13 protein-coding genes are annotated in these 16,086 nt (G+C 53.2%); 6 read left to right on the top strand and 7 right to left on the bottom strand.

Annotation, left to right across the window (positions count from 1 at the left end; genetic code table 11):
• Positions 1-31: 31 nt before the first annotated feature.
• Positions 32-1,393 (bottom strand): extracellular solute-binding protein, encoded by a 1,362-nt coding sequence (locus NYE74_RS30700; RefSeq protein ID WP_115311236.1) that lies wholly within the window; start codon positions 1,391-1,393, stop codon positions 32-34.
• A gap of 614 nt (positions 1,394-2,007) precedes the next feature.
• On the opposite strand from NYE74_RS30700, the gene NYE74_RS30695 reads away from it, so the two are divergent.
• Positions 2,008-2,922 carry a transposase gene (locus tag NYE74_RS30695; protein ID WP_115311237.1) on the top strand — a complete coding sequence of 305 codons (915 nt, stop codon included), beginning with the start codon at positions 2,008-2,010 and terminating at the stop codon, positions 2,920-2,922.
• A gap of 386 nt (positions 2,923-3,308) precedes the next feature.
• Here NYE74_RS30695 and NYE74_RS30690 read toward each other — a convergent pair whose 3' ends face one another.
• On the bottom strand, positions 3,309-4,094 hold the full coding sequence (locus tag NYE74_RS30690; RefSeq protein WP_036625382.1) for a response regulator transcription factor: 786 nt from the start codon (positions 4,092-4,094) through the stop codon (positions 3,309-3,311).
• The gene (locus NYE74_RS30685; RefSeq protein ID WP_036625385.1) at positions 4,091-5,851 is read right to left on the bottom strand and encodes a cache domain-containing sensor histidine kinase; all 1,761 of its coding nucleotides are present in this window, start codon (positions 5,849-5,851) and stop codon (positions 4,091-4,093) included. Before NYE74_RS30685 ends, NYE74_RS30690 begins: the two co-directional genes overlap by 4 nt.
• A 273-nt stretch (positions 5,852-6,124) precedes the next feature.
• Between NYE74_RS30685 and NYE74_RS30680 the strand changes: the two genes are divergently transcribed.
• The 4 genes from NYE74_RS30680 (at position 6,125) to NYE74_RS30665 (ending at position 10,650) form a co-directional block, all read left to right on the top strand.
• A complete protein-coding gene (locus tag NYE74_RS30680) occupies positions 6,125-6,856 on the top strand; it encodes an HAD family hydrolase (protein ID WP_036625387.1) in 732 nt (243 codons plus the stop codon).
• Between the two features lie 93 nt (positions 6,857-6,949).
• Positions 6,950-8,458, top strand: a complete 1,509-nt coding sequence (locus NYE74_RS30675) for a spore germination protein (protein ID WP_227872694.1) — start codon at positions 6,950-6,952, stop codon at positions 8,456-8,458.
• 10 nt (positions 8,459-8,468) lie between these two features.
• Positions 8,469-9,551, top strand: a complete 1,083-nt coding sequence (locus tag NYE74_RS30670; RefSeq protein ID WP_036625389.1) for a GerAB/ArcD/ProY family transporter — start codon at positions 8,469-8,471, stop codon at positions 9,549-9,551.
• Positions 9,544-10,650, top strand: coding sequence for a Ger(x)C family spore germination protein (locus NYE74_RS30665; protein WP_155621464.1), 1,107 nt, complete (start codon positions 9,544-9,546; stop codon positions 10,648-10,650). The genes NYE74_RS30670 and NYE74_RS30665 overlap by 8 nt, the downstream gene beginning before the upstream one ends.
• A 131-nt stretch (positions 10,651-10,781) precedes the next feature.
• Here NYE74_RS30665 and NYE74_RS30660 read toward each other — a convergent pair whose 3' ends face one another.
• The 4 genes from NYE74_RS30660 to NYE74_RS30645 all read right to left on the bottom strand — a co-directional run bounded on the left by NYE74_RS30660 (position 10,782) and on the right by NYE74_RS30645 (position 14,113).
• Entirely contained in the window at positions 10,782-10,961 is a 180-nt protein-coding gene (locus NYE74_RS30660; RefSeq protein WP_036625393.1) for a hypothetical protein, read from the bottom strand.
• A gap of 77 nt (positions 10,962-11,038) precedes the next feature.
• Positions 11,039-12,343, bottom strand: coding sequence for an ABC transporter substrate-binding protein (locus tag NYE74_RS30655; protein ID WP_155621463.1), 1,305 nt, complete (start codon positions 12,341-12,343; stop codon positions 11,039-11,041).
• Between the two features lie 58 nt (positions 12,344-12,401).
• Positions 12,402-13,232, bottom strand: coding sequence for a carbohydrate ABC transporter permease (locus tag NYE74_RS30650; RefSeq protein WP_036625396.1), 831 nt, complete (start codon positions 13,230-13,232; stop codon positions 12,402-12,404).
• Positions 13,232-14,113 (bottom strand): carbohydrate ABC transporter permease, encoded by an 882-nt coding sequence (locus NYE74_RS30645; protein WP_036625398.1) that lies wholly within the window; start codon positions 14,111-14,113, stop codon positions 13,232-13,234. Before NYE74_RS30645 ends, NYE74_RS30650 begins: the two co-directional genes overlap by 1 nt.
• 134 nt (positions 14,114-14,247) lie before the next feature.
• On the opposite strand from NYE74_RS30645, the gene NYE74_RS30640 reads away from it, so the two are divergent.
• Positions 14,248-16,053: a cache domain-containing sensor histidine kinase gene (locus NYE74_RS30640; RefSeq protein ID WP_036625401.1), complete on the top strand. Its 1,806-nt coding sequence runs from the start codon at positions 14,248-14,250 to the stop codon at positions 16,051-16,053.
• Positions 16,054-16,086 lie beyond the last annotated feature (33 nt).

The following is a 16,086-nucleotide window of genomic DNA, read 5'->3' as shown; positions in this document are numbered from 1 at the left end:
GGTTTCATCATCCTTTTCTATCTATCATGCCTTACTCCCCTTTTTGCAGGGCAGCTTCATGCTCCTTGGCGAAATCCTCCGGCGTGACCGCTTTGCCGAACAACGCCTGAATCATGTTCAAGTGCGTTTGCGCCGCGTTCGGTTTCATTTGCACGTCGGCGAACAACGTCAGGTTGCTGGCATTGTTCAGTTCGTTCAGCAGGTCGATGTACATTTGCGGAAGATCGGAAGAAGAGGTGTCCACTTTCGTGGCCGGAATAACGCCCGCCGTGCTAACCGATTCCGCGCCCCATTTGCCGATGAAATACTCCACGAATTTTTTCGCTTCGTCTTTGACCTTGGAGTTTTCGGCGACGAACAAGCCTACGCCCGGACCGCCGACCCAGCTGTTGATGTCGCCTTTCCCGCCTTCCACGGTCGGGAATTTGAAGAAGCCTACCTTGTCTTTGAATTCCTGCGGGACGTCCGGATTCGTCGTGAAGTTCGGAATTTCCCAGGTGCCCATCAGGTACATCGCCGCTTTTTCGTTCATAAACTCGGATTTGCCTTCATCGTTGGACAAGCCGTTAAAGCCTTTGTTGAACGCGTTCGTATCCACCAGCTTTTGAATTTCCGCGGCAGCCTGGATCAGCGCAGGATCTTCAAACGACCCGGAGCGGTCGATCGCTTTCTTCAGCGTTTCCGGTCCGCCGAGCCGATCCGCCAGATACATGTACCACAGCGAACCGGTCCAGCGGTCTTTGTTGCCGAGGGCAATCGGGGCCACGCCGTTCTCCGACAGCGTTTTCACGACTTGCAAAAATTGATCGTACGTTTGCGGTACTTGCAAATTGTATTTCTCGAAAATCGCTTTGTTGTAATAAATCGGCGAAATGTTGAGCTCGATCGGCAACCCGTACGTCTTACCGCCCACGGCGTAAGCGTCGGTCGTGCCCGGGACGAATTTATCCTTCAAACCTCCGTCCAGCAAATCGTCGAGCGGGGTAAACAGGTTTCCTTTGACGTACGGATCCATAAAGCCTGCCGCCCAAGTCACGCCGACGTCGGGAAGCTCGTTCGAAGCGGATAAAATTTTCAGCTTATTTTTGTACTGCTCGTTTTCCAGCACCTCCTGCTGAATCGTCACGTTCGGATGGTCGGTCTGATATTGGGTAATGATTTCGTTGACCAGTTTATTTTGCTGGGCCGAGCTGCCCTGCGGCCACAAATGCATGAACTTGATGGTGACTTTCTCGCCGTCCGCCGGTTTGACTGCTTCGCCGCCGGCATTGGCGCCAGCATTTCCTCCACCGCCGCTCGCCGCGCCGCCGTTCGATTTCCCGCCGCAGCCGGCAAGCACCAGCAATAGTGAAAGCGCAATCAAAAGGATTGATGCTGTCTTTTTGTTGGACATTTGTTATATCCCCCCATCATTATTAACGGTTTTATGTAACCGCTTAACCTGAATTCTAGCACCTTCGTTTCGTCCTCATAAGATCACGCTCATTAGCTAAAATTCCACTTTTTTTAGGTTGTTAATGCGTCCGTTTATGCTAAACATTTACAAAGCTAGTGATAGCGGCAGACTAGTACATATCATTTAGTAAAAGTTAAAAAAATTAAGTGCTCCTTTAGTTTTTTCTTGTTTCTCGGCTAACTTGAACGAAAAATACCTACAAACTTATATAATAAACCAAGTATAATTTCTTGCAATAAAAGCGGCTCAAAACCAGTGCTTGACGAAATAAATTATGACTTTGCCTCTGCGGTGGCTGTCTATAGTATCTGTGTCTGTGTCTGTGTCTGTGTCTGTGTCTGTGTCTTGGTGTCCATGCATGGTGCTTTGCACGATTATCCCTTACGTTCAGGGGGCGGGGGGTGGGGATTGTACGGGATAAAGAAAAAAGAGAAACAGAAAAAATGAGGCGGTTCAGGTGAGATGTTCGGCTTGATTCGAGAACGTACGTTTGGTATAATGAAATAAATGGAATTTATGTTCGTATATTCTTGATTCGGGGGCGAGTAAACATGGAGGTCAATGCGGGAACGGAACTTCAGCCATTCAGCAGCCGTTTTAACAGCGAGCAGGACTGTATGGAGGCGTTGATTGCGATGAAGTGGCCAAATGGCTTTGTCTGCCCGCGTTGCGCTCACACCCGGTGCAGCCGTCTGACCTCCCGGCATATCCCCTTGTTCGAGTGCGGAAAGTGCAAGCATCAAACATCGCCTTTGGTCGGTACGATTTTTGAAGGAACGCATCTGCCCTTGCTCAAGTGGTTCGAGGCCCTGGATTTATTCCTGCTGGAGGGCGGCATCTCGGCGCTGCGGCTGAGCAAGGTGATCCGGGTCACCTACAAAACCGCCTGGTCGATGCTGCACAAAATACGCCATGCCGTGGGGGAGTTCGATGCCCGGGAACTGCTCTCCGGAGAAGTGAAGGTGAACAGCGATCAGTATGGGCGTAATCCATCCCGGTGTCAGGTTTTGCATCCGTACGCCTCGGCGGTCGTAGCCGGTTGCACGGTCACAGAGTCGGGCGAGCCGGAACAGGTCAAAATCCGTCTGGTACCGCATAAGCGGGGAAGTGAAAAATGGGCAAACCGTCACGATCTAACCGCGTTTATTGGCGGGCATGTGGATGTCCGTACATCGGCGGTACAGTTGTTCCCTCAGGCCTTTCGGCTGTATGTGCCCTTACGGAAAGTGGTGAGAGAGGCGTGGGAATCGCTGAAGAGTACGTATGGAGCCTTGGGACTGAAGCATCTGCAGGCGTACCTGAACGAGTACACCGGACGCCGCCGGCTGCGCCTGCAAGAAGGACTGCCGGGAGCGGAAGAAACGATGCGGCAGAAGTTACTGCAGATGTGTGTGGCGATTCCGACGATCTCTTACCGCCGACTGATCGCGCGCCAACCGAATCAGCCCCTTGCGGCTGCAGCCTGATAGAAATGCTTGAACGGTACAGACGTTGCTGCAAACGGATTTCAGGCTGCAGCAAGATCACGGTCTTTTCATTTTTTCTTGTGTCTTGCCCCATTTTTCCCGTCTCAGGCTTGCTTCCCTTCTCTTAAGCCTGTCTATGATCTTAAACAGTTTTAATGATCTCGAACAGGTCTGCTTCTCCCATATCCACTTCTTCCAAATATATCTTCTTCTCTGAATGTATCTTCTTCTCCTGAATGTATCTTCTTCTCTGCCTCCTGATCAAAAGGGATAATCATGCAAAGCGTCTGGCCAGCGGATATTGATCTGCCGACCAACCCACCGGCCTTCCCTATCCTCAAGCTTTCAACGCCTAGGTTGAGTCGTTCATATTTTCCCTTTAGATATCAAAAGTTCTTGACGCTGTTTCTATATTTGCTGGGACTCATGCCTTCGAACGATTTGAACACTTTGATAAAATATTTGTCCGTTTGATACCCGACGCGTTCGGCGATTTCACCGACGGGTAAAGACGTGCGCAGCAGCAACTCCTTCGCCCTTAGCATCCGCAGCCGGCTGAGGTACTCGCTGAACGTCATTTCCGTTTGCTCCTTGAACAAGACGCTGAAATAACTCGGGTTCAAATGCAGCATATCGGCCACCTGGCGAAGTGTCACCGGCTCGTGCAAATGCTCGTCCAAATAGCGAAGCGCATCGCTAACCAGCGGATTGTACCGGGCATCGGTCTCCTTCGTCTCCAGCAGCCGCGGGTCGGCCAGCTTCTCCAGCGTTTCGATGCGGTGCCGATCGCCCTCGACCAGAAGCGCTTGCTCCACGGCTTGCACGAGTTTATGCTTATCCACCGGCTTGAGCAAATAGTTGACGACGCCTAACTGCATCGCTTTTTGCGCATAATCGAATTCCGGATAGCCGGAAATGATGATCGTTACTGGTTTAAACGGCTTATGCTTTCGCTGCATTTCGATCAGCTCCAACCCGCTGATGCCCGGCATGCGGATGTCCGTGATCAGCAGATGAGCGGCGTGGTTCTCCAGCCAAGCCAGCGCTGCCTGGCCGCTCTCCGCCGCTTCGATCCGGTAGCGCCCGCAGGACCAGGCCTCCAGCGTTTTGACAAAACCTTGCCTCGTTCTCGGCTCGTCTTCCACGATTAAAATCGTTTTGGAATGAATCATACCGCTCCCCCATATTCGCTCGGAATTTCAAAGCTCACCAGCGTGCCCTCTCCCGGCCGGCTATATACGTCCAGTCCCGGTTTTGCGCCTTGTTCCTTGTCAAAATAAAGCCGCAGCCGCCGCTGCACGTTGACGATCCCGAATCCGCTCCCCTTGGACGACAGGGCCGGCCCGCCGTCCAACGCCTGCTTCAGCTTGCGCAGCATCTCTTCGTCCATGCCGGGGCCGTTGTCCCGGACCGTGATTTTTACGTAACCTTCCCGGCCGGAAGGCGATACGTTCACCGTCACCACGCCCGGGCCTTCCTTTGTCTCCACACCGTGCAGAATCGCGTTCTCCACCAGCGGCTGGATCAGCAGCTTGGGAATTTTCACACCCCCGAAAGTTCCGGCTTCGATTGACCAAGTTAGCCGCTCGCCCAGCCGGATGTCCATAAGCTGCAAATAATGCTCGACATGCTCGAGCTCCTCTTCGACGGTGACCCACTCGTCCTGGTTCGGTCGGCTGATGGTATACCGGAACAGGCTGGACATGCTGACGACAAGGCTGGCCAATTCCTCTTCGCCTTTCTCCTCCAGCGACCAATAAAAAGCCTCCAGCGTATTAAACAGAAAATGCGGATTGATCTGCGCTTGAAGCGCTTTCAGCTCCGTCCGGCTTTGCAGCAGTTCCTTCTCGTAAACGACCCGGATCAATTCGTTCATGTTGTCGACCATCTGGTTGTACGTATTGTTCAGTTCGTTGATCTCCATCGTGTTGGAGAACATCGGATTGGGCTGCAGCACCCCGAATCTCGCCCCCCGCATCGCCTTGATCAGCTTGAAGATCGGCCGGGTGATCATCGTCGACAGCAATAGCGACATAATCAGAAACAACAGCACCCCGATCGCGCCGGACACGAGCACGGCCGTGCGCAGGGCGGAAATCCCGCTCGTGACGTAGCTGACAGGCGTAAAAAATACGAGCGTCCAGCCGGTAGGCTCTGACTTTTGCTTCACCTCGATAAATTCCTGCCCGCCGATCGTAATGTTTTTCCCCTCGTTGGTAAGCAGTTCGGACAAATTCAGCGTCCCGGCCGACCGGCCGAAATTGGAAGCGATCGTGTGGAAATTCCCGTCGACCAGCAAAATATATTCGCCGCCTTCTCCGCTCACCTGCTCCTGAAGCTGGAAGTAGGTACGGTCGATCCGCACCATCAGATATCCCCCGGACGAAAACCAGCGGTCGATCAGGCTGACGCGCCTTAAGGCGAGCACTGAAGAGGGATCTTTGGGATCGGCGCCGATCCAGACGAGTTCCCCTTTTCCCCGGTCGGCGGCGGCGATCCATTTCGGATCGATCGTGTCCTGCAGCGGAATATCGTTCAGCGGGAACAGCCGGCGGTAATCGGTCGTATACAGCTCCAGCGATTTAATCCCCGTGACGTACGACTGATAATTTCCCAGAATCGATAGAAGGGATTGGCGTGCGCTGAACGGCGTCTTCGTCCCCTCCACCTCGGACAGCAGCAGCTGCTGGATGCTGCCGTCCGTCGCCACCTGCGTCGACAGCGTTTTGATCTGGGCGAGCAAAGCGTCAAGCCGGCCGTTGGCCTGCAGCGCGGTTTGGCCGATATGCTTCTCCGCATTGTTCTCCAGCAGGGCGGAGCCCTGGGTGTAGGTCAGGATGCTGGCTAGCGTAAGCACGAGAACCATGGCAAGCATAAAGCCGACGAAGATTTGATTTTTTAAGGTGAACCATCGTTTCGGTTTTCTCACCTCGAAAGGTCTCCTCCCTGCAATCTTAAGTTGCAAAACATCCACCAATAATATAATCCAAGCGCCTGGCAGGCGTCAGCAAAATTCGTTCGGGTCTGCCGGTAAAACGCGGTATCCTGTATAATGGACGTTAGACTAGTAGATTTGTTCTTATGTTTTCGCCCACGTTATTTAGGAGCAGTCTGCCAGGATCAATCTAGCATATACGGTACATGGCCGAAATAAATAGAGAGACGGCCTTACGCGCCAAACGATAGAAGGAGGAATTCAACCTTGAAGTCTACAAAACCTGCCGCATGCGCACATGCCGTTTTTTTCGATCTGGACGATACGCTCTACGATCATTTGCTTCCCTTTCGCGGAGCCCTGCAAGCGGTGCTTAACACTGGAGACGATTTCCCGTATGAACCCGCTTATCACCGGATGCGCTATTACAGCGACCACCTGTCCGCCCTGGCCGGCGGCACGCCTACCCACGGCCCGGCGCTTGAGGAAATGCGAACGGAGCGTTTCGTGCGCTCCCTGGCCGAGTTCGGTGTAACGCTCAAGCAGGAACAGGCAGCCGCCGTACAGGCCGCTTATCTGGACCGCCAGTTTTGCATCCGCCCCTTTGAGCGTGCATTCGAGCTCATCGGGAAGCTGAAATCGGACAAAGCCCTCGTAGGTTTAATTACCAACGGGCCGCCGGAACACCAATGGCGCAAAATCCGCGCGCTGGAGTTGGATCGCCTGATTCCACCGAACCTGATCTATATTTCCGGAGCCGTCGGCATCACCAAACCGGACCGGAAGCTGTTCGACCGCGTGGCCGCGGAGGCCGGCTTAGCCCCAGAACAATGCTGTTACGTCGGCGATTCATGGCGCAATGACGTCGTAGGCGCCGCCGGTGCCGGCTGGCGGACCATATGGTTCAACCACCGGCGCGCCCAGCCCGAATCCGCGTTTCGTCCGCATGAGCAGGCGTTCAGCTACGCCGACTTAAGCCGCCTCCTTCTCGGGGAATAAGGCGCGCTTCAAAGCGCCTGTCCCCCTCCCCTCTGCATAGTTCCCCTCCATCTACGCACAATAGAAGAAAATGCCTCATTAGGGGGAACTTTGGTGTTATTCCGCCTTTTCAAATTTTTTGCGAAGCAAACAAAACAGCAGAAACAAAAATTGATGCAGGTGGACGCAGGGCCCCATGTAAACGAACCCCAGGCCCCCGGCCCGCTTTCGCTCGCAAACGTGATGGGCGAATTCCGCGGCTGCTCGGATCTGACCCGCCGTTCGCTTCCCTCCCTTAAGGCCGAATTAATCTATTTCAGCCACCTGATCGACAAAAACATCTTCAAACGCGACGTCTTGGGGCCGCTGGAAAATATCCGGCAGGAAGAACTCGGAGCATTGCTGCGGCAATCCCAATTCAACGAAGCCAAAGATGCCGCGTCGGTCGTAAACGGCATTTGCGCGGGCGATGCGGCGCTTTTTGTGCCGCAAGGTGTTTATTTGGTGCATGTGTACGGGCCGGAAACGCGCGCCATCGAAACATCGCAAACGGAATCGGTCATCATCGGACCCCATGACGCTTTTAATGAATCGCTGGACACCAATCTGTCCATCATCCGCCGCCGGATCAAGAGCAATCGGCTCAAAGTCAGGCAGTTTGAGGTTGGCGAAGTCCTCAAAACCAAGGTCTGCGTTATCTATATCGACGAGCTGGCCAATATGGACTACGTCAACCGCATGTCCGAACGAATTCAAAGCATTGAATACAGCGGATTATACGATAGCAACATGCTTGCGCAAATGATCGAGGATTTTCCAAGTACGATATTCCCTATACTTATGACCTCCGAACGCCCCGACGTAGCCGTTTCCAAGCTGAATGAAGGCAGGGTGGTCGCCATTATGGACCAAAGTCCGTCCGTAATCGTAGGTCCAACCACGATCTTCGAGTTTTTTACTACTCCGGACGACTATTACAGCCGCTGGGCGGTCGGTACATTTTTACGGATGCTCAGATATATCGCCTTTTTACTTACGCTTTCGCTGACTTCCTTGTATGTGGCGGTGACGACGTACCATTATGAAATGGTTCCGCAAAATCTGCTCGCCTCCCTGACCGAATCGCGCAGCCGCGTGCCGTTTCCGCCTATCCTGGAAGCTTTGCTCATGGAAACAACGCTGGAGCTTTTGCGCGAGGCGGGCGCCCGGCTGCCCTCGAAAATCGGACAAACGATCGGGATCGTCGGCGGGATCGTGATCGGCACCGCTGCCGTCGAAGCCGGCTTTACAAGCAATATACTGATCATCGCCGTGGCGATGTCTGCCATCGCTTCCTTTGTTATCCCCAGCTATACGATGAGCGGTTCGATTCGAATCATCCGGTTCGGGCTGATCATTTTATCGGGCATGCTTGGCAACTTTGGTTTTATGGTTGGAATTGCCCTGGTCATTATTCACGCCTCCGAGCTGACCAGCCTCGGCGCGCCGTATACGATTCCCGCCGCCCCGATGAAACCGGCCGACTGGAAGGACATTTTTATCCGCGGGCCGTTCTGGATGATGAGCAAACGACCGACACAGTCTCGCACCCCAAACCAACATACCAACAAAATGAAGAAATAGGTGACTTTGCTTGGAACACGAAAAGCTGCATCGTATCCATATCGCGTTTCTGATTTTTAATACCCAAAGCGGTATTGTGCTGTTCATCCTGCCGCGGCTTACGGCCCAGTATTTCGGAACGAACGGCTGGCTTGCGATCGTGATCGTATTCCTGTTTGTCACCCTCAATATCATGCTGATCTCGGCGGTTTACCGACTGGGGCGCGGGGCTTCCGTATTTGAAATTCTCCAGGCATCCCTGCCGCGGGTTATATTATACCCGCTTTATTTGCTGCTTGGAGGCATCTTCGGCATGATCGGCTGCCTCGTGGCCAAGCAATACGCCATGATTTATCAGATCCTGATTTTTCCTACGACCTCGGAAATGGTACTGAAGCTGTTTGTGGACGTTCTTGTGTTTTTGTATGTTGCCAAAGGGATTTACACCATGTCCAAGGCCAACACTTTTTTTGTGGCGGCGCTGCTGTCTCAACTGCCGTTGGCCTTCAACTTTATGAGGGATTTCGATTTCGTACGGTTGACGCCGTTTGTTTTCCGGGGCGGCACAGATATGCAGGAGGGCTTTTTGCGGGTATTTGGGGCGTATGCCGGCTACGAACTGTCGCTATTCTTGTTCCCGTATGCGGAGAAATCAAAAAAATGGCTAAGGTACGTTCATGTCGGAAACGCCATCACGGTGTCGATTTACCTGATCGTTTCCATTTTAAGTTACGGCTATTTTAATTCGGACGAGCTGACCCATATCGCGTTTCCGCTTCTCGACATGTACGCCTATTTAAGATTTCCGTTCGTCGAGCGGGTCCAAAACTTTCTGTTCAGCGTATTTCTATTCTCGATTTTGCAGACAGCCGGGATGTATTATTGGTCAAGCCAGGAAGTTCTCTCGCAGGTATTCCGGCGGATCAATTGGAAAGTTCTCATATTGGTGACCATGGTAATGACGATCCTAATCAGTCTCATTCCGAAAACGCTGATCGAGGTGGAAGGCTGGTTTCGGTATTTTACGATGGCCCAGCTTGCTTTCTCCGCAGGTTTTCCGCTCTTGTTGATTATCCTTCTGCTCCTTCAAAGGGGGAGAAAAAAACATGCGTAAACGGATCGGCTTGCTCTGCGCCTCGGCTTGTCTTCTGTTGGCGGGATGCGCCCAGGATCAGCGGATTTTGGAACGGATCGGTTATGTGGAAACGGCCGCCTTCGATGCCTCTCCCGAGGGCAAAATCAAGGTTACGGTCAGCATTCCGCTGGTTACCCAATTTGCCAAGAACGGAGAGACGACCGACGAACTGCTGACCACCGTCGCCAAAAGCCCCAAAGAAGCGAATAAAGAACTGGGGTTGAGGACAAGCCGCATCATCGTAAGCGGCCAGATCCGGACGCTGATGTTTGGCGAAGCTTTGGCCCGTATGGGTTTATGGAAGCATATGGATACATTCTATCGCGATCCGACCATTTCCCAAAGGACCTCCGTCGTTGTCGTGGAAGGTGACGCCGGGACGGTCATCAGCCAGGAATTTCCGCGCCATACGAAGACGGCGAACTATATTAACAAACTGCTGCAAAAAGAATACAACAGGCAGGGCTCGCCGCGCACCATGCTTCACCAGTTCGTCCGGGATTATTTTGACGACGGCCAGGACCCGATCGCCGTCATGATTAAGGAACAGAAAAAGGATATTACCGTCAGCGGCCTCGCCATGTTTCAGAAAGACCGGATGGTTGAAAAAATTCCATGTAAAGACATGTTTATCTTTTCTTTGATGTATCAAAATATGTCGCGAGGCGAGTTCAGCATAAAGACGGATAACCCGAACCTTGAGGCGATTTCTTTCCACTCCGTAAAAAGCAAGCGCAAAATCAAAATCACAAAAACCGAAAGCGGAGAATACGAAGCGGATATATTTATAAATGTCGTGAGCGGGGTCGAAGAATACATCGGCAATTTAAAGCTCAGCGGCGCCGATCGCCAAAAAGTCGAAGTCATGATCAGCGACTACATCGCGGAGGAAGCGGCCCGAATCGTCAAGGAAATGCAAAAGATTGGCGCCGACGGCATCGGGATCGGCAGGTACGTGCGGAACCGCATGAGCTACGCGGAATGGAAAAGAACAGCGTGGCACGACATGTACAGCGAAATGCCGGTGCGCGTCCACTGTTCTTTCCTGATCAAGCATTTCGGAACGTATTTCGATTAAAGCGCCTTACGTCTCTAGGATATCTGTAAAATATCCACGTCATAAGGGGCAAGGCTAAGCGTTCTCTCTCTCTCATGACGCCGTATAGCACGCTGGGATAACCTGCCGGCAAAGCGGCTCCCGGCTTAAGTTCAGCAACAACCAGGTAGGTCCCCCGATTCGCCGCTCCGCGCTGCGACCTGCACGCCCTCCGGCAAATCCGAAACCACCGGAATTTTCAGCTCCCCGGCGATCGGCGCGAACAGCTCCTTAAGATAACTTGCTTCGGGATGCGTGCCGAGATAGTACTTATGTATTTTGCAAAATAACAAAACTGCTCCCGCCCGATCGATCCTCTCGAAAGATGGCGGAAGCAGTCCATGATGCCAAAACTAAGACGGGCTTATATTTACTTTTTCAGCTTGTCCCAAGCCGCTTGCATGTTGGCCATCCAGCCGCCCTCATCCACTTTGCCGGCGATCAGCTCTTGAATGGCGCTGGCGAATTCCTGGGTTACGCCGTCCGGGAACTTGGACGATTGCAGACCGTACACTTTGTTTTCATCCACGTATTTTTTCACGTCCGCGCCCAATTGCCCGATATCTTCGGACGTTGCCGGGATCGTCGTCAAAGCCGGGATGAATTTCCATTTTTTTACGATGTATTCTTTCCCCAAATCAGAGGTCACAAGCCAGTTCAGGAAGATTTTCGCTTCTTCTTTGGAAGCGGAATCTTTGTTTACGACCAGGTTCGCGGGAATGCCGACCGTCAGCTTGTCGTTTTTCTCGGCATCGTCGTCGATCGGCAGCGGGAACATGCCGATGTTCATGTTCGGCGTGATGTTGTCGATCAGCGTTTGCGCCCAGTTGCCTTCCTGCATCATGGCGACCTCGCCGCTGGCGAACATGGCCAGATGCGTGTTGGCGTCAGTGGTCAGCGGGTTCTTTTGCCCGTATTTCACAGTCAGGTTCAGCAGATTGCTCCAGTTTTTGAACTGTTCGTTGCCGACGATCGTTGCGGTTCCTTCGTTAAGGCCTTTGATGAATTCGTCGACATTGTCCTGTCTTGCGAAAGCGGTGCTGATCCCCTGGTTGCCGAGCAGCCACCATTCTTGATAAGCGTTGCCGAACGGAGTCACGCCGATTTGCTGCAGCTTCTTGGCCGCTTCCTCCAGTTCGGTGATCGTTTTCGGCGTTTCGGTGATGCCGGCTTTGGCGAACAAATCCTTGTTGTACACGTAGCCGATCCCTTCCAGGTTCATCGGCATGCCGTACACTTTGCCGTCCTTGGTCATCGGTTCCGCGGCCAAAGGCACGAGGTCCTTCACCCAAGGCTGGTCGGACAGATCTTCGATTTTGTCCTGCCACATATCAAGCTCCGCAAATCCGCCGTTCGAGAAAATGTCCGGAGCGTCGCCGGACGCGAACTTCGTCTTCAGGGCCGCCGCGTAATCCGCGCCGCCGCCGACGGTTTGGATGTCCAGCTTGATGTTCGGATGTTCTTTTTCGAATTCGACCTTCAGTTCGTTAAGGCCTTCCACGATTTCCGTTTTGAACTGAAAAATTTTAACCGTTTTCACTTCGCCGCCTGCTGCAGCGCTTCCATTTTGTGCGTTGCCGGCTTTGCTGGAGCTGTTTCCGCCGCCACAAGCCGCGAGCAGCATGCTCATAACAAGCAATACGGATAAAATAATCAGCGAGCGTTTTTTCTTCATTTCTCATTTTCCCCCTATGCATAAAATTAATTATATACCTGGAACGCCAGGCCCGGCATCAACCTTTTACCGAGCCTGCCGCGATTCCCTCAACGATGTAGCGCTGCAGCAGCAGATAAAATGCCACGATCGGCAGGATGCCGATGGCCAGCGCCGGAAGCGCCATGTCCCATTGTTTCGTGTATTGCCCGAAGAACGAATAGGTCGCCAGCGGAATGGTCCGCAGCTCGGGCTTTTGCAAAATCAGGGACGGCAGCAAATAATCGTTCCAAATCGCCAGCGCGTTCAGCACGATGATCGTCATCATCATCGGCTTCAGCAGCGGCAGGACGATCCGGAAAAATACGGTGAACGGATTGCAGCCGTCGACGGTAGCCGCTTCCTCGATCTCAAGCGGCACCGATTTGACGAAACCGTGAAACAGGAATACCGCCAGCGGAAGGCTTAACCCCAGGTTCGTCAGCAGCAACCCCAGGATGCTGTTGTTCACTCCCAGCGTGTTGACCACTTTCAGCACCGGAATCATGATCGTCTGAAACGGAACGACCATCGCCGCCACGAACAGCAGCAGCAGCAGCCGGTTGAACTTCGTGTCCGCGCGCACCATCCGGTAAGCCGCCATGGCGCTGAACAGCGTGATCAGAATGACGCTGATCACGGTGATGATCACGGAGTTCCGGAAGGCCTCGGAAAATCGGGCCAGCTCCCACGCTTTGCTATAGTTTTCCCAATGAAACTGCGACGGCCAGCTGGCCGCATTTTTCAAAATCTCGCCAAACGGCTTGACCGAGTTCACGAACAAAAAATAAAACGGTGCGAGAAAAATCAGGCCCACCACAATCATAACGATTTCCGTGACGATGTTTCCCGCGCGCTTTTTGGCTCCCATCAGGCTTCAACCTCCTTGCTCTTCGTGATCCGCACTTGAATCAGGGAGATCACCGCCACGATTAGGAAGAACAGCAGCGCTTTGGCTGTCCCAAGGCCGTACCGGTTGTTCAGGAACGCCTCGTTGTAAATGTTCAGGGCTACCGATTCCGTCGATTTGAACGGTCCTCCCTTGGTCAGCGAGAGGTTGAGGTCGAACATTTTGAACGACCAGGAGATCGCCAGGAACAGGCACACCGTCACCGCCGGCATGATCAGCGGCGCAATGATGCTGCGCAGCACCTGAAAGCGGTTGGCCCCGTCGATTTCCGCCGCCTCCAGCACCTCCTTGGATACGTTGCTGAGCGAAGCGATGTATACGACCATCAGGTAGCCGGAATATTGCCAGACAAACACCATCACGATGGCCCAAAAACCGGTCGTCGAGTCCCCCAGCCAAGGCAGCTCGAAGAACGACCAACCCGTCATGTCTCCAAGCGTCGCAAACCCTTTAATGAAAATAAACTGCCAAATAAAGCCGAGCAGCAGCCCCCCGATGACGTTAGGCATGAAAAATACCGTCCGGAGCACATTCCGCGATCTTAACGGCTTGGTCAGGAAATAAGCGAGGAAAAAGCCTACCCCGTTCACCAATACGACGCCAAGCACGGTAAACCGCACCGTAAACCAAAACGCTTTCCAAAAATCGGGATCGTTCGCGAAAATTTTCGCGAAATTATCGAATCCGACCCAGGCGACCTGCCCTGACACCCCGTTCCAATCGGTAAAGGAATAGTACATCCCCATCACGAACGGAATGATCATCACCACGGTGAAAAACAGGAAGGCCGGGCCGACAAAAAAGGTCTGTTGTCCCCATTGCGACCATTTCTTTGTCCGCAACGCTCGCCCCCTCCTTTCTTTTGTCTATCTTTGTTGAAATATATCTTGTAATGTTATTATGTAGTTAATTTCACGCTCATTACACCTACGGAAGTGATCACTAAGGTGTAAAATATTGATCGGATGTGCACAACATGAAATGGACCAGTATTCGGACGAAATTGATAGTCTTTATGATCCTTCCTATCGCCCTTTGCATCATCGCGGTCATGTTCATCAGCTACTCGCTGACGACGGAGTCCCTGAAAACCCGGGCGGTCGAGGAAAATACGAATTTGCTGTATCAAGGGTACCGCAATATCGACAGCCTGCTGGGGGAAATCAACCGCATTTCGCTCACGGTCTATTCCGATTCCGAGTTCTACCGGTTGCTGAATGCCGGTTACGACGACATGTCAGCCAATATCGACATTTACGCTTCGCTCAATTACATTTACAAGTCCATGCCCGATATTTTTCAGGTGTACCTGTTTGGCGTTAAAGACAGCAAAGCGACGCTGATTACGCAAAATATCCCCAAACGCTGGCAGGGAGCGGCGCCCTACAAAGGCTCGGTTCCTCCCCAGGGCGAAGTACTGGCGGTCGAGGGCACGCATATGAGCCATCTGTACGGCATGACCCTCCCTTTTCAGCAAGCAACCTACGAGCAGGTGTTTTCCCTGCACCGGCGCATCGAACAGATTCCGTCCGACACCCCGCTCGGCTATCTGTCGATCGACGTGAAGTTGACCGCGCTGCAGGATATCGTAGAGCAGCTTTACGACCGCAACGAGGAAAAACTGTATATTACAGACGATGCCGGCCGGATCGTCTACGCGGATCAGCCCGAGCGAATCGGCCGCGCGCTGTACGACAGCTGGTATACGGCAAAGCTTGCCGGATCGCCCGGAGAACAGGGCAGCTTTGAAGAGAACGGCTCCATGTTTATTTATCAGCGAATCGATCATTACGGGGCCCATTGGACCTTGATCAAGGAGATTCCGAAATCCTACCTGCTCCGCGAAGCCAACCAGGCGGTCACGATCAATTTGATGCTGTTCGGCCTGGCGCTGCTCGTCATTCTGACGGCGACCATCCTGATCTCGATCCGCGTCACCGCGCCGATCAAACGGCTGTCCAACTATATGAGCCAGGTGAAGACCGGCAATCTGAACGTCGACGTCCTGCCGGCCGGAAATGATGAAGTCGGGCTGCTGACCGAACGGTTCCGCACGATGATGGACACGATCAACAATTTGATTCTACGGGAGTACAAGCTCGAATTGTCCAGCAAAAACAACCAGCTGCGGGCCCTGCAAGCGCAAATCAACCCGCATTTTCTCAACAATACGCTGCAGATTATCGGCACGCTGGCGCTGGAGCTGAAGGTGCCGCAAATCTACACCCTGATCTCGTCCCTGGCCAAAATGATGCATTACAGCATGCATTCGGGCGACCGCATCGTGACGCTAAAGGACGAGCTTGAACACGTCAAGGCATATGTGGAGCTGCAGAAAGAACGGTTCGAGAACCGCTTTGCTTACCGGTGCGAGGTCGCAGAGCCGCTGCTGCAGGTGGCGATGCCCAAACTCATTTTGCAGCCGATCATGGAAAACTACTTCAAGCACGGCATCGACCGCGCGGGCACGGACGGATGGGTGCGGCTCGCCGCCGCGCGGACGCCGGACGGACTCATCCAAATCACGGTGGACAACAACGGAGCGAGCATCCCGGAGGACAAGCTGGCGCGATTGCAGCGGAAGCTGCGCGAGCTATCCGACGCTCCCCAGGAGAGCGGTCCCGGCAACCCGGGCAAGGAACCGGGCTCATCGTCCATCGGCCTGATGAACGTATTGACCCGGCTGCGGCTCGTGTACGGCGATGAAGCCGCGTTGACCGTAACCAATCTGGAACCGGCCGGGGTGCGGATTACGCTAATCATGCCGGCTCAGCCGCAGTAAATAGTTGAACTAAATTTGAACTATAGAAAAGCT

Origin of the sequence: Paenibacillus sp. FSL P4-0127 (assembly GCF_038007325.1) — a bacterium.
GTDB lineage: Bacteria > Bacillota > Bacilli > Paenibacillales > Paenibacillaceae > Fontibacillus > Fontibacillus macerans.
The sequence above is the reverse complement of the archived record's forward strand: the minus strand, read 5'-3'. Positions and strand labels throughout refer to the sequence as shown.

What these genes read in the sequence shown, in the direction of transcription:
- NYE74_RS30695 (WP_115311237.1), top strand. Translation starts at nt 2,008, where the DNA reads ATGGAGGTCAATGCGGGAACGGAACTTCAGCCATTCAGCAGCCGTTTT.
- NYE74_RS30690 (WP_036625382.1), bottom strand. Translation starts at nt 4,094, where the DNA reads ATGATTCATTCCAAAACGATTTTAATCGTGGAAGACGAGCCGAGAACG.
- NYE74_RS30655 (WP_155621463.1), bottom strand. Translation starts at nt 12,343, where the DNA reads ATGAAGAAAAAACGCTCGCTGATTATTTTATCCGTATTGCTTGTTATG.
- NYE74_RS30640 (WP_036625401.1), top strand. Translation starts at nt 14,248, where the DNA reads ATGAAATGGACCAGTATTCGGACGAAATTGATAGTCTTTATGATCCTT.
- NYE74_RS30650 (WP_036625396.1), bottom strand. Translation starts at nt 13,232, where the DNA reads ATGGGAGCCAAAAAGCGCGCGGGAAACATCGTCACGGAAATCGTTATG.
- NYE74_RS30700 (WP_115311236.1), bottom strand. Translation starts at nt 1,393, where the DNA reads ATGTCCAACAAAAAGACAGCATCAATCCTTTTGATTGCGCTTTCACTA.
- NYE74_RS30665 (WP_155621464.1), top strand. Translation starts at nt 9,544, where the DNA reads ATGCGTAAACGGATCGGCTTGCTCTGCGCCTCGGCTTGTCTTCTGTTG.